General features: G+C 72.5%; 15 protein-coding genes and 1 pseudogene. 5 read left to right on the plus strand and 11 right to left on the minus strand.

Annotated features, from left to right (window positions below):
* Nucleotides 1–67 precede the first annotated feature (67 nt).
* The 4 genes from ACGGZK_RS01285 to ACGGZK_RS01300 form a co-directional block, all read right to left on the minus strand.
* Nucleotides 68–2119: an ATP-binding protein gene (locus ACGGZK_RS01285; RefSeq protein ID WP_395244464.1), complete on the minus strand. Its 2052-nt coding sequence runs from the start codon at nucleotides 2117–2119 to the stop codon at nucleotides 68–70.
* A complete protein-coding gene (locus ACGGZK_RS01290; RefSeq protein WP_395244465.1) occupies nucleotides 2119–2742 on the minus strand; it encodes a DUF4255 domain-containing protein in 624 nt (207 codons plus the stop codon). Before ACGGZK_RS01290 ends, ACGGZK_RS01285 begins: the two co-directional genes overlap by 1 nt.
* Nucleotides 2739–6152 carry a hypothetical protein gene (locus ACGGZK_RS01295; RefSeq protein WP_395244466.1) on the minus strand — a complete coding sequence of 1138 codons (3414 nt, stop codon included), beginning with the start codon at nucleotides 6150–6152 and terminating at the stop codon, nucleotides 2739–2741. Before ACGGZK_RS01295 ends, ACGGZK_RS01290 begins: the two co-directional genes overlap by 4 nt.
* A 115-nt stretch (nucleotides 6153–6267) precedes the next feature.
* Nucleotides 6268–6888, minus strand: coding sequence for a LuxR family transcriptional regulator (locus ACGGZK_RS01300; RefSeq protein ID WP_395244467.1), 621 nt, complete (start codon nucleotides 6886–6888; stop codon nucleotides 6268–6270).
* A 176-nt stretch (nucleotides 6889–7064) separates the two neighbouring features.
* On the opposite strand from ACGGZK_RS01300, the gene ACGGZK_RS01305 reads away from it, so the two are divergent.
* Together ACGGZK_RS01305 and ACGGZK_RS01310 are read left to right on the plus strand one after the other, a co-directional pair.
* Nucleotides 7065–8336, plus strand: coding sequence for a hypothetical protein (locus tag ACGGZK_RS01305; protein ID WP_395244468.1), 1272 nt, complete (start codon nucleotides 7065–7067; stop codon nucleotides 8334–8336).
* 2 nt (nucleotides 8337–8338) lie between these two features.
* A complete protein-coding gene (locus ACGGZK_RS01310; protein WP_395244469.1) occupies nucleotides 8339–8656 on the plus strand; it encodes a PAAR domain-containing protein in 318 nt (105 codons plus the stop codon).
* A 21-nt stretch (nucleotides 8657–8677) separates the two neighbouring features.
* On the opposite strand, the gene ACGGZK_RS01315 is transcribed toward ACGGZK_RS01310, so the two are convergent.
* Nucleotides 8678–10651 carry a glycoside hydrolase family 13 protein gene (locus tag ACGGZK_RS01315; RefSeq protein ID WP_395244470.1) on the minus strand — a complete coding sequence of 658 codons (1974 nt, stop codon included), beginning with the start codon at nucleotides 10649–10651 and terminating at the stop codon, nucleotides 8678–8680.
* Nucleotides 10652–10803: 152 nt separating this feature from the next.
* Here ACGGZK_RS01315 and ACGGZK_RS01320 point away from each other — a divergent pair, with 152 nt between their 5' ends.
* The gene (locus ACGGZK_RS01320; RefSeq protein ID WP_395244471.1) at nucleotides 10804–11649 is read left to right on the plus strand and encodes a hypothetical protein; all 846 of its coding nucleotides are present in this window, start codon (nucleotides 10804–10806) and stop codon (nucleotides 11647–11649) included.
* A 7-nt stretch (nucleotides 11650–11656) separates the two neighbouring features.
* Here ACGGZK_RS01320 and ACGGZK_RS01325 read toward each other — a convergent pair whose 3' ends face one another.
* The 3 genes from ACGGZK_RS01325 to ACGGZK_RS01335 all read right to left on the minus strand — a co-directional run bounded on the left by ACGGZK_RS01325 (nucleotide 11657) and on the right by ACGGZK_RS01335 (nucleotide 15578).
* Entirely contained in the window at nucleotides 11657–12646 is a 990-nt protein-coding gene (locus ACGGZK_RS01325) for a sugar ABC transporter permease (protein WP_395244472.1), read from the minus strand.
* On the minus strand, nucleotides 12646–14277 hold the full coding sequence (locus tag ACGGZK_RS01330) for an ABC transporter permease subunit (RefSeq protein ID WP_395244473.1): 1632 nt from the start codon (nucleotides 14275–14277) through the stop codon (nucleotides 12646–12648). The genes ACGGZK_RS01325 and ACGGZK_RS01330 overlap by 1 nt, the downstream gene beginning before the upstream one ends.
* A gap of 71 nt (nucleotides 14278–14348) precedes the next feature.
* On the minus strand, nucleotides 14349–15578 hold the full coding sequence (locus ACGGZK_RS01335; RefSeq protein ID WP_395244474.1) for an extracellular solute-binding protein: 1230 nt from the start codon (nucleotides 15576–15578) through the stop codon (nucleotides 14349–14351).
* A 276-nt stretch (nucleotides 15579–15854) separates the two neighbouring features.
* On the opposite strand from ACGGZK_RS01335, the pseudogene ACGGZK_RS01340 reads away from it, so the two are divergent.
* Nucleotides 15855–17565: pseudogene (locus tag ACGGZK_RS01340) on the plus strand (glycoside hydrolase family 13 protein).
* A 64-nt stretch (nucleotides 17566–17629) separates the two neighbouring features.
* On the opposite strand, the gene ACGGZK_RS01345 reads toward ACGGZK_RS01340, so the two are convergent.
* The 3 genes from ACGGZK_RS01345 to ACGGZK_RS01355 all read right to left on the minus strand — a co-directional run bounded on the left by ACGGZK_RS01345 (nucleotide 17630) and on the right by ACGGZK_RS01355 (nucleotide 21763).
* Complete coding sequence (locus tag ACGGZK_RS01345; protein ID WP_395244475.1) at nucleotides 17630–18592, minus strand: DUF559 domain-containing protein; 963 nt, start codon at nucleotides 18590–18592, stop codon at nucleotides 17630–17632.
* 182 nt (nucleotides 18593–18774) lie between these two features.
* Nucleotides 18775–19797, minus strand: coding sequence for a peptidoglycan DD-metalloendopeptidase family protein (locus ACGGZK_RS01350; RefSeq protein ID WP_395244476.1), 1023 nt, complete (start codon nucleotides 19795–19797; stop codon nucleotides 18775–18777).
* A 1138-nt stretch (nucleotides 19798–20935) separates the two neighbouring features.
* Nucleotides 20936–21763, minus strand: a complete 828-nt coding sequence (locus tag ACGGZK_RS01355) for an inositol monophosphatase family protein (RefSeq protein ID WP_395244477.1) — start codon at nucleotides 21761–21763, stop codon at nucleotides 20936–20938.
* A gap of 111 nt (nucleotides 21764–21874) precedes the next feature.
* On the opposite strand from ACGGZK_RS01355, the gene ACGGZK_RS01360 reads away from it, so the two are divergent.
* A complete protein-coding gene (locus tag ACGGZK_RS01360; protein WP_395244478.1) occupies nucleotides 21875–22198 on the plus strand; it encodes an ATP-dependent DNA ligase in 324 nt (107 codons plus the stop codon).

The raw sequence follows: 22198 nt of genomic DNA on the forward strand, positions 1-22198 counted from the left end.
CGGGCCCGTGGCGGGCTTTCGTCCCGGACGGCCGCGGATGCTGCCCGATCGGGCAGGCCGGCCCCGCTCAGGTGCCGGCGATCGCCGGCCAGAACCGCCCGAACTCGCGCTCGACGACGAGCCGCCCGAGCTTGCGGTACTCGCGCTCGACCGCGAGCACGAGGTGCCGCATCGTGACCCGGCCGCCGTCGGCCGCGGCGAGGTAGGCGGCCGTCACCGCGGCCGAGCGGATCGCGCCGCCCGCGAGCTCGAACGAGTCGCCGAGGAACGGGAAGTCGAGGTCGGAGGCGCGCTCCACCTGGGCGCCGAGGCACCGGTCCCAAAGGGAGGCGCGCTGCGAGGCATCCGGCATCGGGAAGTCGACGATCACGTCGAGCCGCCTGGTGAACGCCTCGTCGATGTTCGCACGCAGGTTCGTCGCGAGCACGGCGAGGCCGTCGAACGTCTCCATCCGCTGCAGCAGGTAGGCGCTCTCGACGTTCGCGTAGCGGTCGTGCGCGTCCTTCACGTCGCTGCGCTTGCCGAACACGGCGTCGGCCTCGTCGAACAGCAGCACCGCGTTCGTGCCGGCGGCGGCCGTGAAGATGCGGTCGAGGTTCTTCTCGGTCTCGCCGATGTACTTGTCGACGACGGTCGACAGGTCGACGACGTACAGGTCGAGGCCGAGCTCGCCGGCGACGACCTCGGCCGACATCGTCTTGCCCGTGCCGGAGTCGCCGGCGAACAGCGCGACGACGCCGTGCCCGCGGCCGCCGCCCGGCCGCATGCCCCAGTCGCCGAGCACCTGCTCGCGGTGCCGCGCCCGCAGCTCGATCTCGTGCAGCGAGCCGAGCGTCGCCCGGGGCAGCACGAGGTCGACCCAGCCGACGGCCGGTTCGACGCGTCGGGCGAGCCGGTCGAGCGCCGAGCCGTTCTCCGCGCGAGCGCCCGCGGCGAGGTCGTCGGCCGTGATCGCGCCGTCGGCCGACAGCATCGCCTGCGTGCGGGCGGTCCGGGCGGCGCGGCGCACCTGCTCCGGGCGGAGCCGGAACTGCGCCGTCGCGCTCGCCACGTCGAGCCGGCCGGCCGCGCGCCCCAGCTCGGACTGCCACAGCTCGACGCGTTCGGCCGTGGTGCTCGGCGGGGCATCCACGACGGCCGGATGCGTCGCCGAACGCGCCGGATCCCACGCGCCGTCGCCGACGAACACGGTCGGCTGCGGCGACGCGTCGAGCGCATCGAGCACGACCGCCGGCAGGTCGCGGGTGACCGGCCCGGCGATCAGGCCGCACCGGCGCAGTCGCGCCTCCCGGGCGGCCAGCCGGGCGAGGTGGACGCCCTCGTCGTCGGCGCCGATGCGGGTCAGGTCGAGCTCGATCGGGTCGAGGCCGACGGCCCGCAGGGCGCGCGCCGCGATCGCCCGCCCCGAGCTGGTCGCGTGCTCGCGCAGGTAGACCGAGCGGATGCCTCCGGCGAGCGCGCGGGCGACCGCGCCGCCGTCGCCCCAGTCGAGGGGCGCGGGCTCGTGCAGCACGCCGTCGAGGGCGCGGTCGCTGACGTCGTCGCCGAGCAGGTGCCCGACGACGCGGTCGGGGATGCGCAGCGCCCGGGTCGGCAGCGGGCGGTCGGCGTCGTCGAGGGTGAGCAGCGAGCCGGCGACCAGGGGGCCGCTGACGAGCCGTGCACGGTCGGCGGCGGAGGTGAGCGCGACGCCGCACAGTTCCATCGCGAGCGCCGCCGACGGCCGGCGCCGGCCCACGTCGTCGTTCAGGTACCCGAAGAAACGCTCGAACCGCGGGTCGAGGTCCGCGGCGAGGCCGACGACGAGGAGGTCGACGTCGAGGCCGCTCAGCCCGAACGTCGCCTCGAGCTCGCGGAGCCGCAGCCGGTGCCCGGCCGCCTCGGCCAGGTCGGCGCCCTGCTCGCACGCCGCGAGGCGGGCCGAGGCATCCGACCAGTCGGGCACGCCGTGCGCCTCCCCCAGCAGGCGGTCGATCAGCTCGTCGCTCAGGTACAGCCCGCGGAACGGGTCGTCGGGCTGCGGGTCGACCGCGCGCCGCGCGGCCACGAGCCGGCGGATGCGGTCCTCGATGACGCCCAGCCGCCCGAGCAGGTGCGTGAGGTTCGGGTCGTCGATCATCACCGCTCCGTGGGAGCCGGCCGAGCGGTGCGGTCCTCGGCGGCGTCGACGCCCATCCAGTTGAAGTCGCCGCGCATCCCCGCCGTGACCGGCGGCCCGACGTGGTACTCCACCCCGGTCGTGATCGGCGCGGTGACGACGACGTCGAGCGACGGCTTCAGCTCGCCGCCGAGCGACGACCAGACGTCGGCGAACGCGCGGTCCTCCGGCGGCGGCAGCGCGACCGAGACCCACGCCGGCAGGCCCGTCTCGGCGAGCGTGTCGACGACGAACGCCTCGGGGATCGCGTCGAAGCGCAGGAAGCAGCGCATCAGCGCGTCGAGCAGCCGGTGCTCGTCGTCGGGTCGCTGGGTCCACGCGGTGACGAGGTACGACAGCTTGAAGTAGCGCGGCGCCGGACGCCGCACGGTCACGATGCCGCGCTCGTCGCGCTCCTCGAGGAAGCCCTGCTCGCGCCGCTTCAGGTCCTCGCGGATGTCGTAGAGGAAGAGGTCGACCGTCGGCGCGTTGCGCCTCGCCGCCCAGTCCTTGGTCGGTGCGTCGAGCACGACGTCGATGTCGGCGCCGATCCCGGGCGCCTCCCGCACGAGCGCCTTCATGGCGTCGTCGATCTCGCCGATCATCCGCCCCTCCCGACCAGGTTGGGCGCCACCGAGGAGCGCGGCGCGATGAGCACGGTGCTGGACCGGATGGTGCCGAACGTCCCCAGCGGACTCGAGACGTCGAGCCACCGCGACCCGGGCAGCGCCCGGCGGAGCACGAGCACCTCCTTGCGGGCCTGCTCGCCCGCCGGCGAGCCCACGAGCACGGTCGGCAGCGTGTTCGGCGTCGCCTGCGCGTGCTGGAGCTGCCACGCCACCCCCAGCGTCTCGCCGGGCGGGAAGTACTGCGTGAACAGGGTGACGACGTCGCCCGGATTCGCGACGGCCGGTACGAACCACGCGCGCGGCTGCAGGAGGGTGAAGGATGCCTCGTCGGAGCCGAGCCACTCGGCGGGGGCGTCGACCCGCTCGACGGTCTCGATGGGCTCGGGCAGCGGGTCGACCGGGCATTCCGGTGTTCCCAGCTCGCAGCAGTCGTCGCTGTCGCAGCATCCGCTGTCGTCGCAGCATCCGCTGTCGTCGCAGCAGTCCTCGCTGTCGCAGGGCGGCGGCTCCTCCGGAGGCTCCGGGAGCGGCGGGAGCGTCCGCGTGGTGACGTCGAACGAGACGGCGGCGACGCGCGCCGTCAACGGTCCCGTCACCGGGTCGGGCGGGGTGGTGAGCGGCGCCGGCATCGGGAACGGGATCCCGACCTGGGCGGTCGCCCCGACGGCGTCGAGGCCCGACAACGCGCACGCCTGCCCGGCGAAACCGGGACATCCGAGGACGGCGCCCGGCGCGAGGAAGCCCGGCCAGGTCCATTCGACCCGTGCGATGGCGTTCGGCAGCGTCGGGTCGTACCCCTCACCGCCATCGGTGGCCGGCGAACGGGTGATCGTCGTCGTCGTTCCGAGCGGGTGCCCGCCACGGTACCCGGGGTCGTGGTCGAGCACGAGGTCGACGTCGAAGCGCGCGTCGAGCACGGTGACGGATGCCTCGTCGCCGATGAACCAGGCGACCGGAAGCGGTCGGTACTCCTGCTGGGTGCCGAGCCGCACGAACACGGGCGTCACCGCGACATCGAGCGGGCCGACCTGCGTCGGCTCCAGCCGGAACGTCACCTCCTTGACGTCACCGGCGCCCGACCACTCCTGCAACGTGCAGAGGAGCCCGTCGACGGGATCGCACCCCTCGACGCCGGGCGGATCGACGAGTTCCGCGACGTCCTCGGGCCAGCCGACCTCGAACCCGACGAACACGGGGATCCGGTTCGGGAGGGCGCGGGCCAACTGCACGCGGACCGTCACGAGGAGGTCCTCATCGCCCGGCCAGGTGCGATCGCGGTCGATCGTGACCTGGCTGACGAAGACCTCGGTGACGACGACGATGTCGGCCCCCGACCCTTCGATCCAGGTCGATGGGTACACGTGGTCCTGTTCGTCGCTCTCGTCGCTCTCTTCCTCGTGGATGATCACCGACTCCGGGGTGAGCTGCACGCGTCCCGCACCCGCCGCTTGGGGGGACACGGCGAACACCATGGTGAACGAGACCGTGTCACCCGGTTCGTTGAGTCCGGTGAGGGAGCAGATCCCGTCGCCGAGGTCGCCGCATACGGCCGGCTCGACCGTGGGCGTGAGGAACGCCGGCCAATCCAGCCGCACGTTCACCAGTACCTCGGGCAGGACGGTCGTGACGTCGGGATGGTGGGTCACGGTGAACGTGGCGGTGACGATCCCGTCGCCGGGTTCGACGGTGTCGCGGTCGAGCGTGGTCGTCGTCGTGAAGATCCGGTCGAGGAGGGCGAACGGGTCGGACGCGGGATCCACCCACTCCGGCGTCATCGGGATCGGCGGGGCGACGACCGTCCGCGGCGGGAGGGCGACCCCTTCCACGAACGAGATCGCGAAGGCGCCGAGTCGCTCCCGCTCCGACTGCGACGCCGGCACGGTGAATTCCAGCTCCCACGCCCGAAGCTCCCGTCCCCACCAGTCGTCGGCCGGTGTCGGCGGGTCCGGCAGGCCCGGGATGAGGTGCGCCTGCAGGATCGTGCAGTCCATGCTCGTCGCGTCGACGAGTTCGCACTCCTCCGGCACCTGCCCGGCCCCGAGCGCGAGCCCGGCCGGCCAGGACAGGCGGACGACGAGGGTGGCGTCCCCGAGACCGCGGACCTTCTCCTCGGACGTCCAGACCTCGTAGTCGGCCGTGACCGGCTCGGTGGCACCCACCGCCCCGAGGTCGAGGAACTCCGAGTGGTCCGCGTAGAGCTTGTACACGGGGCCGGCGGCGACGGTCGCCGTCGCCGAGGTCCGCGCGCGCCCGTCGATCGGCTCGGAGCTGATCCACTCGTCCTCCTCCGAGGACTCGATCCACGCCCAGGAGTGCACAGTCGCGGTGAAGTCGGCGGTCGCCGGCGGGTACATCCCGCGCTGGACGAACGTGACCGTGCACGTTCCGGTGGGCGCCTCCGACGGGTCCTCCATGTCCGGGATGAGACACCGATCGCCCGAGGCGGTCGGCCATCGCTCGCGGAACGTGTCGTCGCCGTCGGACGCCGGATGCCACCAGACCTCGTCGTCCTCGGCGACCTCCCGTCGCTCGAACCCGCCCTCCTCCCACACGAGCTCCACCGCGAGGAGCTCATCGGGGCTCTCGGCGTCGAACGCCACGTCGTGGTTGGTCACCGTGAAGGTGACGGTCACGATGTCGCCGATCTTGGCGATCGCCGGTTCCGCGGCGATCCGGATGTCGAAGCCCTTACCGTCGTCGGGCGGGTCGCCGGCGATGACGACGGGGACGGTTGCCGTGTCGGTGACCACGTCGACGGTCTCGAACCACAGTTCCTCGAACCCGTCTTCGTAATCCCAGATCCAGGAGTCGACGGTCGCAGCGAGCGTCAGCGGCCCGGCGGCGGCCGCGATCCCGGTGCCGGAGTACTCGAACGACGCCCGGAACGTCGCTGCGGTGCCCGCCGCGACAGCGCCCACGAGGAAGCACCGCTCCTCGCCCGGCGGCATCGGGCCATGAATCTCGCTCGACCAGTCGTCGCATCCGTCGCCCTCGAGGTCCACCCACTCGAGCCGATCGGCAGGCCAGGCGAGGTGCACTCCCACCGCGTCCGAGTGGCTCGCTGGAGCGGTTCGGTCGTGGTTGGTCACCGTGATCGTCGCGGTCAGGGTCTCGCCCGTAGCGAGGTCGACCGGATCGAGGGAGAGGTCGAGGTCGAACCCCTCGCCGTCGTCGGGCGCGTCGACGGCGACGACCCCGCCGTCGCCCGTGCCTCCGCTCCCGGGGTCCTCGACCGCCTGCACGGATCCCGCCCGAGCGGTGGGGGCCGAACCGGACACCGAGCCCGAAGCCGAAGCCGCCCCCGCCCACGTCGGCGCGGCCGCGATCGCCCCGGTCGCGACGACGGCCGCAACCGCGACACCCGAGAGCAGGCGCACGATCCTCACGTCGGTCCCCTCACCACGTACCCACTGTGCGACCGGTGCCCCGCGGCCCGCCGCGGGCGCCGGGCACCGTTCGGGGCATCGCGGATTGCCCCCACGGGCAACCCGCGGCGGTGGCTCAGATGAGCCCCTCCCGCACCGCGTACGCGACCGCGTGCGAGCGGTTGCGCAGCTGGAGGCGGGTGGTCACGTCGTGCAGCACGTTCTTGACGGTGCGTTCCGAGTACGAGAGCTGCCGCGCGATCTGCGCGGTGTCGCACCCCTCGGCGACGAGGCGGAGCACCTCGACCTCGCGCGCGGCGAGCCCGGTGAGCGTGAGCCCGCGCGGGTCGAGCACGGTCCGTTGCAGCCGGCCGACCTGGTCGAGCAGCCGCCCGAGCAGGTCTGGCGGTACGCAGCCCTCGCCGCGCCCGGCGGCGACGACGGCGGCGGCGAGCCGGTCGGGCGTCGCCTCGCTGCGCCTCACCAATCCGACGACGCCGCCCTCGACGGCGCGCACCAGCCCCTGGTCGTCGAGGTCGGAGACGACGAGCACGATGTGGGCGTCGCCGTTCCGTCGCAGGAACCGCAGCGTGTTCACCACCTCGTCGTCGACGTGCTCGACGACGACGAGCACGACGTCGGGCGGGTCCTCGTCGGGCGTGACGACGCGGACCTCGGGTCTCGGCCGGAGCTGGCTGGCGACGCCGGCTTCGGAGATGGGGTCGCGTGCGAAGACGCGAACCGTCGTTCGGGACATGGTTCCCCCTCAGGTGTCATGCGGTGCCCGCGCGCCTGGGGGAAAGCGGACCTGACGCCATGTTGCCCCCCGGTGCTCTTCGCGCAGTAAACAACGGCTCAACGGGCAACCGATCTGCACCGGCGGGTGTCCGCTCGGCCGCTCCCGCCGCCGGCGCGCGACCGTACGGTGACGGCATGGCGACGACTGCGACGCTCGAGCCGCGCTCCGCGGCGATCCTGCCGGGCGAGTCCGCCACCTTCACGTTGACGGTGGCGAACGACTCGCTGCTGGTGGAGTCGTACGCGCTGTCGCCGGTGGGTCCGGTGGCCGGCTGGACGACGGTGGAACCCGACCGGTTGACGATCTATCCCGGCACGAGCGAGACCGCGGTGGTCACGGTCGCTCCGCCGCGCACGTCGGAGGCGCTGCCCGGACGGGTCGCCGTCGGCGTCCGCGTGCTGCCCGCCGAGCAGCCGGAGTTCGCCGCGTCGGCCGAGGCCGACGTGGAGCTGCTGCCGTTCGCCGAGGTCGACGCCGAACTCGTGCCCCGCATCTCCCGAGGTCGCGGCCGCCGGCGGGTGCGCCTCGCGGTCGACAACCGCGGCAACGTGCCACTCGCCGCGGCGATCGCGGGCGCCAGCGGCGACGCGCTGACGATCACGACGCCGACGCCCGACGTCCAGGTCGATCCCGGCCACGCCCTGTTCGTCGACGTCGACCTGCATCCGCGCCAGCGTGTGTGGCGCGGCGCCGACGTGAACCATCCGTTCACCCTGACCGTGGTGCCGCAGGGCGAAGGGGCACCCGAGCCCCGCACGCTCGACGGCAGCTACACGCAGCTGCGCGTCTTCCCGCGCTGGCTGTGGAAGGCGCTGCTCGCGCTCCTCCTCCTGCTGCTCGCGTTGATCGCGCTCTGGTTCCTCGTATTCAAGCCCGCGATCGAGGCGACCGCGAAGGAGGCGATCGAGGGCCCGGTGGCGGATGCCACGAAGCGGGCGGATGCCGCGGCCGAACAGGCCGACCAGGCCGCGCAGAGCGCGAACGAGGCGAAGGAGGCCGTGGGCCAGCCGACGGAACCGGTCGAGCCGGTCGCGGGCGGCCCGGTGGTCGTGACCGAGTACGTCTCCCTGCGCCTGTCGGCGTCGGCCGGCGCCGGCGCCACCGACGAGAGCACCCGCTTCACGGTCCCCGAGAACGCGGTCTACCGCATCACCGACCTGGTCGTGCAGAACCCGGGCGGCACGTTCGGGCTGCTCACGCTCGAGAACCGCGACGTCGTCGCGCCGATCCTCAGCACGGGGCTCGAGAACTCCCGAGACCTCGACTTCCACTTCGTGACGCCGATCGAGATCCTCGCCGACGACGAGCTGTTCGCGAAGGTCGTCTGCACGTCACCCACGGGTGCGCCGAACACCCCGTGCAGCGCGAACGTGCTCGTCTCGGGCGTGCTCATCACGACGGGCTGACGATGCCGACCGGACCGGCGCTGCGGGCGGGCGACACCGCCCTGTGCTCGCTGATGGACGGCCCGAAGCCGCACGTCGGCGGCCCGATCACGCCGGCCGCCGCGGTGCCGACCGTGCTCATCGGCGGCATGCCCGCGGCGGTCGCGAACAACATCCCGGGCGGCATCGTGTGCGTCTCCCCCGCCCCGAACGGCATCGCGATGGGCAGCATGACCGTGATGATCGGCGGGTTCCCCGCTGCGCGCCTCGGCGACCTCTCGATGCACGGCACGCCGATCGCGCCGGGCCCGGGTGCCCCGACCGTGATCGTCGGCGGCTGAACTCGCCGCCGTCGGCACGGGTCACGCCCCGGGCGCGACGACCCCCGGCAGCAGCCACGCGCCGAACGCCGGCCCCCGGCTCTCGAGCACGACCCCATCGGATGCCTCGAGCGAGACCTCCCCGAACGCCACGAGGCGCTCCGGGGCATCCGACCCGCTGCCGACCGAGCCGGCGCCGCCCGCGAACGCATCGCCGGCGATCCCGACCCGGGCCGCGCTCCGCGCGGCGAACACCAGCACCGAGGCATCCGCTCCCTCGCGCACGTACGCGACCGCGTCGTCGTCGACCGCGAGCCAGCGGATGCCGCCCTCCGACAGCACCGGGTGCGATCGCCGCAGCCCGATGAGGGTGCGGTACGCGTCGAGCGTCGGCGCGACCTCGGGGGCGTCTCGTCGGTCCCACGGGATGGGCGTCCGGCTCGCCTCGCCGTCGACGCCGGTCAGGCCGAACTCGTCGCCGGCCCAGACCACGGGAATGCCGGGCAGCGTCACGGCGAGCCCGAACGCGACCGGCACGGTGCCCGGGCGAGCGTTCGTCGCGAACCTCGGGGTGTCGTGGGTGTCGAGGGCGTTCATGGTGGCCGTGCGGGTGCGCCACGGGAACCCGGCCGCGAACGCGCGGTGCGCGCCCACCCACTCCGGGCCGGTGAGCGTCGGCACCCGCGCGAGCGCGAAGCCGATGCCGCCGCCGCCCGGGCTGCCGGGCTCCTGCAGCCAGCTCCACACCGGCCGCGTGAACGGCGTGTACGTCATCGCGCCGTGCCACGCGTCGCCCTGGAAGTCGGAGGCGGCGTCGTTCGTCGACTCGGCGAGCAGGATCGTGTCGGGGTTCACGTCGAGCATCGTGCGGCGGATCGCCCGCCGCACCTCGGCATTGAGGTCGACCGAGCCCAGCCGGCCGGTCATGTTCGCGACGTCGATGCGCCACCCGTCGAGCCCGTAGGGCGCCTGCAGGTACTTCGCGACGACCGAGTCGGAGCCCTCGACGAACCGCCGCCGCAGCTCGGTCGACGACCAGTCGAACTTCGGCAGGCTCGGCACGCCGAGCCACGACGCGTACCCGGCATCGGGCGCGTCGCCGTCGAAGGAGTAGAACCCGCGCTCGGGCGACTGCGAGTCGGCCCGGGCGATGCGGAACCACTCGTGCGCATCGCCGGAGTGGTTCGACGTGAGGTCGCCGATGACGCGGATCCCGCGCTGGTGCGCGGCCTCGACGAGCCGGACGAGTGCGTCGTCGCCGCCGAGGAGGTCGTCGACGCGGTCGAAGGTGGAGGCGTCGTACCGGTGGTTCGACCGCGCCGGGAACACCGGCGTGAGGTAGAGGAGCGTGACGCCGAGGTCGACGAGGTGGTCGAGCCGCTCCCGCACGCCGTCGAGGTCGCCGCCGAACACCTGCGACGAGCGCCCAGGTGGCACGGGGTCGAGCGCGGCGCCCCACTCGGCCTGCATCGCCCACGTCGGCAGCTCGCCCGCGGCCCGGAGCCGGTCGAACGGCGCGTCGGCCGACTTCGCGAATCGGTCGGGGAACACCTGGTACATCACGCTCGCCGCCGCCCACGCCGGCGCCGGCTCGTGCGCGACGAGCCGGAAGTCGTCGTGGTCGCGCGGCTCCGTGGCCGAGAGGCCGACCTGGTTCAGCCAGTGCTGCCGCCCGTCCTCGCCGACGAGCAGCCACCGGTAGCCGTGCACCGGGTTCTCCACCTCGACGGATGCCTCGTACCAGTGCCAGCCGTCGCCGCCCGGGGCATCCGCCGCGCCCGACGCATCCCGCGCGCCCGACGTATCCTCCGCCGCACCCAGCTGCACCGCCTCCTCGAACCGCGGCTCGCGATCGGGATTCGAGCGCGTCCCCACCCAGGCGAGCGGCCCGAGCGGCGAACCGTCGGCGGCGCGCGCCCCGGCGGGCACGCGCAGGCGCAGGCGCACCACCTCGCCGAGCGCGGGGGTCGCGGTCGAGACGTGCAGGGGGGAACCGTCGTGGTGCGGCGTCGGCATCCGGGTCATCCATTCATCGATCGGAAGGGGGCGGGGGCGCAGGCGCGCGATCCCCCACGGTAGGGCCTGCGCGGCCGGTACGTGGTCGGGGGCCGGCCGCGGGTGCTGCAGAATGGCCCGGTGCCCACGGGCACGGACGAGGAGGAGCGCCGATGGCCACCGGGTTCGACCTGCTCACCGCCGAGGGCGGCCTGCCCGCGTTCGCCCACGCGAACGGCTGGGCGTACCGCGCGGTCGGCGACCTGCCCGCGCTCGGCCCCGACCTCTGGGAGCGGGTCTCGAACGGCACCGCGCACGACCAGGTCACCGGTCCGGACTGGCAGACCGGGCACCTCCGAGGCGGTACCCGCACGGCCGAGTCGGTCCGCACCACGAAGTCCGGCATCCGCGTGACGACGCGGGTCCGGTCGGGCTCGCCGGTGTCGAGCATCGACGTCGGCTACCTCGCGATCCGGCTGCCGCGGTTCCTGCCGAACCTGCTCCTCGACGCGGGCCGGAACGACGGCCTGATCGGGTCGAGCCTCGTGCGGCCGCCGAAGGAGGACCAGCGCCTGTCGCTCGAGGGCGACTTCGACCGGCACTTCCGCCTCTACGTGCCGACGGGGTACGAGCGCGACGCGCTCTACGTCTTCACCCCCGACCTCATGGCGCTCCTCATCGACGAGACCGGCGACCTCGACGTCGAGGTGCGCGACGACCTCCTCATCGTCATGAGGCCCGGCGGCTTCGCCTGGACCGAGCCCGCGACGTGGGAGCGGTTCGACCGCATCCGAGCGGTCGTCGGCGCGAAGTTCCACGACCGCACCGATCTGTACGTCGACGAGCGGGTGCCCGGCGCCGAGGCGCCGGCCGGTCCGGTCGCCCCGGCCGGCCGGCGCCTCCGCCGCCGGATGGACCGCGCGACCGCGATCGGCATCGGCTTCGGCATCGGCGGCGTACTGGTCGCGATCGGCTCCGTCGTGGGCGTCGCGATCGGCCACCAGTTGGGCTACTACTGACCCGTCCCTACTTGACCGCGCCGGCGGTCAAGCCGCCGACGATGTACCGCTGGAGGAAGAGGAACAGGGCGACCACCGGCAGGGCCGCCATGACGGCGCCGGCCGAGAACGCGCTCCAGTCCGCGTAGCGCGGGTTGGAGACGAGCTTCGTGAGCCCGACGGCGAGCGTCTGCTTCTCGGTGTCGATGAGCAGCACGGATGCCACGACGAACTCGTTGACGGACGCGATGAACGACAGCAGCGCCACGACCGCGAGGATCGGCGCGACCAGCCGCAGGATGATCGTGAAGAAGATGCGGGCGTGCCCGGCACCGTCGATCTTCGCCGCCTCGTCGATCGACGCCGGAATGGTGTTGAAGAAGCCGTACATGAGGTACGTGTTCACGCCCAGCGCGCCGCCGAGGTAGACCATGATCAGGCCGATGTGCGTGTTCAGGCCGATCGCCGGGAACAGGTCGCCGATGGTCGACATGAGCAGGAAGATCGCGACGACGGCGAGCAGCTGCGGGAACATCTGCACGATCACGATCGAGATGAGCCCGAAGCGGCGGCCCGTGAACCGCATTCGCGAGAACGAGTACGCGGCGAGCGCCCCGAGGAACACGGTGCCGACGGCGGTGACGCCGGCGATGAGCAGCGTGTTGCCGAACCAGGTCGCGAACGGCACCTGCGGGTCGCTCAGGATGCGGACGTAGCTGTCGAGGCCGATCTTCGAGAACAGCGCATTCGAGCCGGTCAGCGTGCCGTGCGGGTTGAGCGACGAGGAGACGACGAAGACGATCGGGAACAGCGAGAACACGACCATGACCACGCCGACGACGTGCCGCCAGCCGGTCGCGGTGAACCAGCGCCCGAACTTGAAGGGGCGCTTCGTCGGGATGTGGCGGGGGCCCTCGCCCTGCGATGAGTACGCGCGGGTCGAGGCATCCGCGAACTCCTCCGCCTCGCCGGCGAGGAGCCCGGTCTGCGTGCCGGGAACGGCGTCGGGTACGGCCATCAGTTCAGCTCCTCGAGGCTCTTGGTGCGGCGGAAGGCGATGATCGAGATGATCGCGACGATGATGAAGATGATGATCGAGTAGGCGCTCGCGAGGCCGTAGTCGCGCGTCTGGCCGGTGAAGGCCACCTTGTAGACCATCGAGATCAGGATGTCGGTGAAGCCGACGGGGATCGGCGCATTCGAGTCGCGCGGTCCGCCGTCGGTGAGCATGTAGATCACGTTGAAGTTGTTGAAGTTGAACGCGAACGACGCGATGAGCAGCGGCGCGACGCTGACGAGCAGCAGCGGCAGCTTGATGAGGCGGAACACCGCCCACGGCCGCGCGCCGTCGACCGTCGCCGCTTCCTGGAGCTCGTCGGGGATCGACTGCAGGGCGCCCATGCACACGAGGAACATGTAGGGGAAGCCGAGCCAGAGGTTCACGATGATGACCGACACCTTCGCGAGGACGGGGTCGGTGAGCCATGGGATCGAGGCGCCGCCGAACAGCACCTGGTTGATGAAGCCGAAGCTCTCGTTCATCATGCCCGCCCAGACGAGGGCCGACAGGAAGGACGGGATCGCGTACGGCAGGATCATCAGCACCCGGTAGATCTTCCGGCCGCGCATCCGCATGTCGTTGAAGACGATCGCGAGGAACAGGCCGAGGAAGAAGGTCGACGCCACCGAGATGAGCGCGAACGCGAACGTCCAGGTCGTGACGTAGACGAGCGGGCCGGCCAGGCGCGGGTCGGTGACCGCGCGGATGAAGTTGTCGAAGCCGACGGTGATCTGCCAGCCGGGCAGCAGCTGCTCGCCGTCCTCGGCGGTGAACGCGCCGACTCCGGTGTCGGAGTAGACGGTGCCGGTCTCGAGGTCGGTCATGGTGCCGGCCGCTTCGTCGTACTCGAGCGTCGAGATGTAGCGGTAGCCGCTCTGCCCGTCGGGCGTGCGCAGCGCGCCGTCGTTGGGGTCGTCGGAGTAGGGCACCGACAGGGCGGTCACCTCGTCCGTGCGGGCGAGCACGTCGGCGAACTGGAGGCTGGTCCAGCCGTCGGTCGCGACCGCGGTGTCGCCGTCGAACTCGGCGTCGACCGGGGCGAGCGACTCGTCGTTCGTGCCGACGTACGCGTCGCCGGTCTCGGGGTCCGTGACGAGCAGGCCGAGCTCGCCGGCTCGGTCGACCACGGTGACGGGGTAGGTCGGCGAGTCCTCGACCCGCTGCAGCGACGACGCCATCAGCGAGGAGACGGCCTGCTCCTTGGAGCCGTTGTGGCCGGTGCCGTAGTTGGTGAAGGCGATGTACCCCGTATAGAGGAGGACGAACACCTGGAACACGACGAGGAAGATGACACCCGGCGTGAGGTACTTCGCCGGCAGGCGCCGGCGCGAGAAGTAGATCCAGTTGACCAGCACGGTCACGGCGACGACGATCGCGGTGACGATCCACTGGCCGTGCGCGATGAGCACGAACACCGCGTAGACCGCGAGCGCGTCGACGATCGCGAGGCCGATGAGCTTCGCGACCAGCGCGATCATGCTGCCGGATGCCGCCTCCGCGAGGGCTGCGGCGCGACGCTGTCGCTTGGTGGGCGGGGTCGACGGATCGGATGTCTCGACCGAGCGGTCGTCGTCGATGGTCGTGGTCATCGGGTTCTCCTCCTCACAGCGGAAATCCGGGGGCGGGCGCATCACGCGCCCACCCCCGGAGCATCCGTTGACTAACCGGCGATCGCGGCCTCGACGTCGGCGGCGAGCTTCTGCCAGGTCGCCACCGGGTCGGCACCGTTGATGATCTCGGCCTCGGCGATGCCCCAGTACTGCCACACGGCGCCCATCGCGGGGATGGCGGGCATCGGCACGGCCTCGGCACCGACGGCGGCGAAGCCCTCGATGATCGGGTCGCTCGACGCCGACTCGGCGGCGGCGGTGAGGGCCGGGAGGATGTTGCCGGCCTTGAAGAGCTCGAGCTGCACGTCCTCGGTGCCGATGTAGTTCACGAGGAAGTCGGCCGCGGCGACCTTGTTCTTCGACTCGGCCGAGATGAAGAAGCCCTTGACGCCGGCGAACGGCGAGGCGGGCTCACCGGTCGGGCTCGGGACGGTGTCGATCGCGACGTTCAGGCCGGCGTCGATCGCCGAGCCGACGTTCCACGGGCCGGTCAGCCAGAAGGCGGCCTTGCCGGTGAGGAACGCGTCCTTCGCGATGTCGCCGTCGATGTCGGTGTTGAAGACGCCGGTGCCGTTCTTGCCCTGCGAGCCGAGCCACTGGGCGAAGGCCTCGCCGCCGGCGTTGCCGAGCTGGAGGTCGGTCGGGTCGTAGCCCGCGTCGGTCGAGCCGAAGACGGGAGCGCCGAACGCGGTCTGGAAGGGGTACAGGTGGTACGGGTTGCCCTCGGCGCCCTGCTCGACGACGAACGGCTGGGTGAGGCCGGCGGCCTGGCCCTTGGCGATCATGTCGTCGAAGCTCGTCGCGGCCTCGGGGACGAGGTCGGCGTTGCGGAGCACCGCGATGTTCTCGACCGCGTAGGGGAGCATGTAGGTGGTGCCCTCGTACGTCGACGCGTCGATCGCGACGGGCAGGTAGTCGGCGGCGGAGTCGCCGAGCTCGATCGGGGCGACGACGCCGTTGGTGGACAGCTCGCCCAGCCAGTCGTGCGCACCCATGGTGATGTCGGGGCCCTTGCCGGTCGGGACCTGCTGGATGAAGTCGTCCTTGATGTCGGCGTTGTCCTTGCCGACGAGGTCGACCTTCACGCCGGTCTTCTCGGTGTACGCCTCGGCTGCGCCCTTCAGTGCGTCGACGCGCTCGGCGTCGACCCAGACGGTCAGCGTGCTCGACGCCGACTCCTCCGTGGTCGAGCCGCTGTCGCTCGCGCAGCTCGCGAGGCCGAGCGTCGCGACGACCGCGACGGCGCCTGCAGCGAGGAGGCCCTTCGTGTTCACCCTCATTGGTGTGTGCCCTTCTCAGTTGCGTAGTCCGGCGCCTTCGCCTGGTGCGCGGGAGCTGTGTTCCCGCCCCGCTGCGCGGGGCGTGGCACCGAGCCCGAAAGGCCGTTCTTCCGTATTGGAACGCCTGCGAATCGTGCAAGCGATTACAGGTATACCTTGTCACGAGTTCTTTACCAAACCGCGAGGCGCGCATTGATACCGGCTCGTGACCTTTGGGTTGCCGGTGGATGTTGCAAGCGTTTCCATGCTGTATCCGGATGCCGTACAGTTGCCGCCATGACTTCCGAGTGGTGGCGCACTGCCGCGATCTACCAGATCTACCCGCGCTCATTCGCCGACGCGAACGGCGACGGCATGGGCGACCTCGCCGGCATCACGTCGCGCCTCGCCTCCCTGCAGGACCTCGGCATCGACGCGATCTGGCTCTCCCCCTTCTACACGTCGCCCCAGAAGGACGCCGGCTACGACGTCGCCGACTACTGCGACGTCGACCCCCGCTTCGGCACGCTGGCCGACTTCGACGCGATGCTCGCCGAGGCGCACGCCCGGGGCATCCGCGTCATCATCGACCTCGTCCCGAACCACTCCTCCGACCAGCACGAGTGGTTCCAGCAGGCGCTCGCCGCCGCGCCCGGCAGCGCCGAGCGCGCCCGGTACCTGTTCCGCGACGGCGCCGGCGAGTCGGGCGAGCTCCCCGAACAACTGGGAGTCCGTCTTCGGCGGTCGCGCCTGGACGCGCGTCACCGAGGCCGACGGCACCCCCGGCCAGTGGTACCTCCACCTCTTCGACGCGTCGCAGCCCGACTTCGACTGGTCGAACGAGGAGGTCCGCGAGGAGTTCCGCCGCATCCTGCGCTTCTGGCTCGACCGCGGCGCCGACGGCTTCCGCGTCGACGTGGCGCACGGCCTGATCAAGGCCGACGGCCTGCCCGACTGGACCCCCGCCGAGGGCGCGGGCAGCATGGGCGGCGCCGGCGGCCTCGACGAGGCCGGCGACACGGTCGGGGCGGATGCCACGGGCGTCGCGCTCGAGCCGCAGATCAGCGAGGAGAACGGCGACGGCGCCCCCTACTGGGCGCAGGACGGCGTGCACGAGGTGTACCGCGACTGGCGCGCGCTGCTCGACGAGTACCCCGGCGAGCGCGTGCTCGCCGCCGAGGCCTGGGTCGACCCGCTGTCGAAGGTCGCGAAGTGGGTGCGTTCCGACGAGATGCACCAGGCGTTCAACTTCGCCTACCTCGAGACGCCGTGGAAGGCCGCCGCGCTCCGCAAGGTCATCGACGCGTCGCTCGACGCGTTCGGCTCGGTCGGAGCGCCGTCGACGTGGGTGCTCTCGAACCACGACGTCGTCCGTCACGCCACCCGCCTCGCGGTGACCGCCGACAACCCGCAGGGCCACGGCCTCGGCCCGAAGTCGAAGGGCCTGCCCGAGTACGCGACCGGCCTGCGCCGCGCCCGCGCCGCGACGGCCCTGATGCTCGCGCTGCCCGGCTCGTCGTACCTGTACCAGGGCGAGGAGCTCGGCCTGCCCGAGGTCATCCACCTGCCCGACGACGCCCGCGAGGACCCGACCTGGTTCCGCACCAACGGCGAGCGCTACGGCCGCGACGGCTGCCGCGTGCCGCTGCCCTGGGAGGCCGACGCGCCCTCGTACGGCTTCGGCCCGTCGGATGCCTCGTGGCTGCCCCAGCCGGCCGAGTGGGCGGACCTCGCCCGCGACCGCCAGACCGACGACCCGACCTCGACGCTGTCGCTCTACCGCGACGCCCTCCGGCTCCGCCGTGAGCGCGACCTCGGCTCGGGCACGCTCGAGTGGGCCGACGGCTTCCCGGCCGACGTGGCCGCGTTCCGCAACGGCGACCTGCTCGTCGTCGCGAACACCGGCACCGACGCGGTCGCGCTGCCCGCCGGCGAGGTGCTGCTCGCCTCCGGCGACCTCCCCGACGGCACCCTCCCCCAGGACACCACCGTCTGGCTCCGCGCGTAACGGCGCGGCTCCCGGAGGGTCCGCGCGCTGCGCGTGGTGCCCCGGAACTACAGGAAAATCGGCCCTATCCCCTGCTCACAGCGGGGATAGGGCCGATTTTCCTGTAGCTCGCTCTACGAAGGGCGGCAGGGCGTGGCTCGCGCCACCCCAGCGATGCAGTCCGCGAGACCAACTCCTGCACGGCGCGATGCGTGGCATCCCACTCGTGCACGACCATCCGATACGACAGGCGCACCACGAGGTACCCGCGCAGCGTCAGTTCGAGATCCTGCCGTCGATCCCGCTCGAAGTCCTCGCCGGTGTGGAACGCTCGGCCGTCCAGTTCGAGCACCAGTCGATCTCCGACGAGGAGATCGACCCTCCGAACTCCGGCGATCGCGACTTGCGCACGGACGCGGATGCGCAGTCGCCGGAACAGGAGTCGCGCGATCGTCTCGAGCCCCGAGTCGCTCTCGAGTGACACGTCGTCGAGGTAGCCCTTCGCCCACGCCGGAAGGATGCCGTGCAGCGCATCGAGGGTCTGCAGCGGCAGCACGCCACGATTGAGCGCGGATTCGAGCGCGACCATCGCCGGCACCACGCCGTTGCAATGGAACATCTCGGCCATGGCGGTGATCGCACCGTCACGGGCCGGGCGAACGCTCCCGCGAGCAGAGAGCGGATCGTGCCGATAGTGCACGCACACGCCGTGCGAGGCGTCGAGCAACTCGCGCCCTCCGTGCGGGGACCTGAGTCGCGACGCGGTCGGCGGAACGCGCACGTGCAGCCGGTCATCCTCGAGCAGCCAGACTCCCAGCAGCCGGAGCGCCGAGCTGCCGGTGAGGGTCCCCCCGACGCGCACCGCCCGCACCACGTCGATCGGAGCATCGGGAAGCGCGAGCCATCCGTGCCGTACGCGGACCAGGGCGCCTGCACGGAGCGCCGCCCGGATATCGGCCTCGTGCGCACCGGCTGCCCTGAGGCGGCCGAGAGGCAGTGCGCCGCCGTTTCGACGAACGAGATCGACTGAGGGTGCGAATCGGGTCATCCCCGAAGCATCCGTCGCGCTTCGCGCCGCTCTCGTCGGACCTCGGGCAGCGGGAAGACCTCACCCCACGACGCGAGCTGTTGAGGAGGAGTCGCCGAGCATGACGATCGGGCTCACTCGCGCCGGGCCTGCCGACGTCCTGGACGAGACGCGTCAGACGCGTCAGACGTGCGAGGCGCGCGCTAGTTCGTGTTGGCGTACAGCCAGTCGAGGGGATCGACCCACTCGCCGTTCACGCCGCCGATGCGGATCTCGAAGTGCAGGTGCGGGCCGGTCGACATGCCGGTCGAGCCGGTGTTGCCGACCACGTCGGCCACGTGCACGACGTCGCCCACCTCGAACCGCCGCGTGTCGTACTGCATGTGCGCGTAGACGCTCGTGACGACCTCGCCGTCGATGACATGGTCGATCATCGTCACGACGCCGAGGGAGCCGCCCGCGTCGGTCGACACCGACACGACGCCGTCGGCGATCGCCTGGATCTCGGCGCCGTATCCGGGGTTGAAATCCTGCCCGTGGTGGTCCTCGGAGCAGCCGGCGCAGTCGCGGTACCCGAACCGGTCGCCGATGTGCACACCGACCTTGAACGGCCACTGGATCGTGCCCGCCGGGTTGTTGGTGAACGTCGCCTCGGCGCGGATGCCGGCCGCCTCCGCGTACTCCTGGATCGTCTGGTGCTTGTAGCCCTCGTTGTCGACGCCCGGCAGCGCGAGCTCGTCGCCGACGACCATCCGCTGGCCGTCGCCCGCCGTGAGCGACGCGGTGAGCGCGAGCGCCTGCACGTCGTCCGGCGTGAGCAGCGACAACGCCGGCACCGAGGTGGCGACGGCGAGCAGCGCGGCGAAGCCGAGGGCGGCCACCGCACGCACGGCGCGGTTCGCACGGCGTCCGCCGACGGGCCGCCCGCTCGCCGCGACACGCGCGGCGCGCGCCTCGGTCGGCGGTGCCTCCGCGCCGCGCCGCCCGGTCGGACGGCTGGCCGTCGGCGCCGGCGCGGTACCGGCATCGGATGCCTCGCCGGCCCGGCGTCGGCCGCCGGGGACGGACGTCGGGCCCGGGTCGCGAAGTCGTTCGCGCCGGTCGGGGCGCTGAGCCGCGAGGTCCGCTGCGTCACCGGCATCGACGATGCCCACGCCACCGAACAGGTCGGCGAGCGAATCGACGCCGTCGCGCGGGCCCCGCGAGTCCGCGGATGCAGCGGGCATCGCGGACGGAACGGATGCCTCGCGCCGAGCAGGAACGGCCGCCGCGGGAGCCCCGACCGTCGAGCCGGTCGCCGCTGCCCGGCCGCTGGGCGCGGCCGGCAAGCCAGCAGCGCGGACCGGAGCAGCCTGGGCCTGTGCCTGGGCCTGTGCCTGTGCCTGTGCCTGTGCCTGGGCCTGGGCCTGGGCCTGGGCCTGGGCCTGCGCAACGTGCGGCGGCACGGCGGGCGCCTGCGCGGGCACCCCGGGAACGCGAGCTGCCGATGCCTGGGGGTGAGCACCCTGACCCGCCGGTCGAGCCGACGCGGCCTGCGCGGCCGCCTGCGACGGAACCGCGGGCGCCTGGGCAGCCGCGGCCCGGTACGGCGCCGCCGCGCCATGGCCCGGCGTCGTCTGGGCCGCTGCGGCCTGCGACGAAGACGCCCCGGCCTGGACGCCCGGCACCTGCGACCGAGCCGGCGCCGGAGCCGCCGCCTCCGCCGGACGCTGGGCCGCCGCGGGGGATCCGGGTGCGGCCGGCGCTGCAGACGCAGCCGGGCGACCGGCCTCGATCGGCGCCTGGTCGGATGCCTCGGCGCGACGGGCCGACCGTCGCGAGTCGAACGACTCGGCGGGCGCGTTCGTCCACGCGGCGCGTCCGGGCGCACTCGGGTACGCCGTCGGCGCCGGCTCGGGCACGAACGGAGTCGCGGCGGGCGCGGGCGCCGACGCGGGCACGGACGGAGTCGCGGCGGGTGCCGTCGGCTCGACACGACCCGAGGCATCAACATGACCCGAGGCATCCACCCGGCCCGAGGCATCCGCCCAGCCCGTCGCCGCCGCCTGCCGCGCGGCTGCGGACTCGCGCTCGCGCAGTTCGCGGCGGGTCAACGGCAGGCCGCGGGGCGGCGTGGTGCCAGGCGTGGAATCGTCGGGCACGAGGGGGGACTCGAGCACGTGGAGGCTTTCGGCGTCGGGGTCGGTCGCGGGGCGGAGGTGGGCATCCCGACCGCTGCCGAGATAACAGATCGGTAAAGACTAACCCGACTCGGGCGCTCGCGCCATGTTCTCGGACGCCTGACCCACTCCCCCTCGGCGTGTCCCCGAGGACACGCCCGGGTCGAGCTGGCAATCCCCTTCGAACCGGTTCTGGAGCCTCCGTTCACGAGGCTGCGGCGATGGCTCCGTGCAGCTCCTCGTACAGCCCCGGGCCGGCCGCGACGAGCAGGTCGGCGCTCTCGCGACGACCGTCCGCCCCGCCCACGAGCGCGCCCGCCTCGCGGGCGATCAGCGCGCCCGCCGCGTGGTCCCAGGGGTTCAGGCCGGCCTCGTAGAACGCATCGAGCCGGCCGGCCGCCACGGCGCAGAGATCGAGCGCGGCGGACCCCAGGCGGCGCAGGTCGCGGATGCGCAGCAGCAGGTCGGCGACCACCTTCGCCTGCCCGACCCGCCGCTCCAGCGAGTAGGCGAACCCGGTGGCGACGAGGGCGCGATCGAGCGGAACCTCCGTGGTGACCTGCAGCGGCTCGCCGGCGAGCCGTGCGCCGCCGCCGGCGCTCGCCTCGAAGACTTCGCCGGCGACCGGGTTGACGACGACGCCGGCGAGGGCGGTCCACTCCTCGGGCGAGGGCGGCCCCTCGACGACCGCGACGCTGATCGACCACTGCGGGATGCCGTAGAGGAAGTTGACGGTGCCGTCGATCGGGTCGACCACCCAGTTCAGGCCGCTCGTGCCGATGCGCGTGGCATCCTCCTCGCCGAAGATCCCGTCGTCGGGGCGCGCCGCCAGGATCAGCTCGCGGATGAGCGCCTCGGTGTCGCGATCGACGGCGGTGACGATGTCGATCGGCGTCGACTTGGTCGCGGCGACGCTCACGCCGTGGGCGCGCTGCTCGAGCGCGAAGGCGGCAGCCCGCACCGCGATATCGCGGGCGATGTCGAGGAGTTCGGCGGGCGACGGATGATTCGTGGATGCCTCGTGCTCGGTCACCGTTCCACGGTACCGGGCGGGGCGAGCGGCGCCACCGTGCGATCGCACGTTCGGCGGTGTCCTCCGGCGTGAGCCCACGGCGGCCCGGCCGGAAGCTGGCATGCTGGATGCGTGGGAATTCTGACGTGGAACTCCATCAGGACGGTCGAGATCGAGGACCGTGCGCTCGCCCACCTGCGCAGCGTGGCGTTCTCGAAGCTGCGCCGGGGCGAGTCGTTCTCGTTCTCGTGGGAGAACCCGGTCGAGCGGGGCAGCGGCCGGAACTCGCTGTGGTTCAGCCCCGACATCCCGATCGTCTTCGAGTTCTTCAGCGGCCGCGAGGTGCGCCTGAACCCGCTGTGGATCCGCGAGCTCACGAAGGCGGCGAACTCGCCGGGCGGCCTCGTGCTCGTGCCGGAGCCCGGGGCGGACGACGAGCCGGCCGACCGGGGCTGA

Origin of the sequence: Agromyces sp. MMS24-K17 (assembly GCF_043950245.1) — a bacterium.
GTDB lineage: Bacteria > Actinomycetota > Actinomycetes > Actinomycetales > Microbacteriaceae > Agromyces.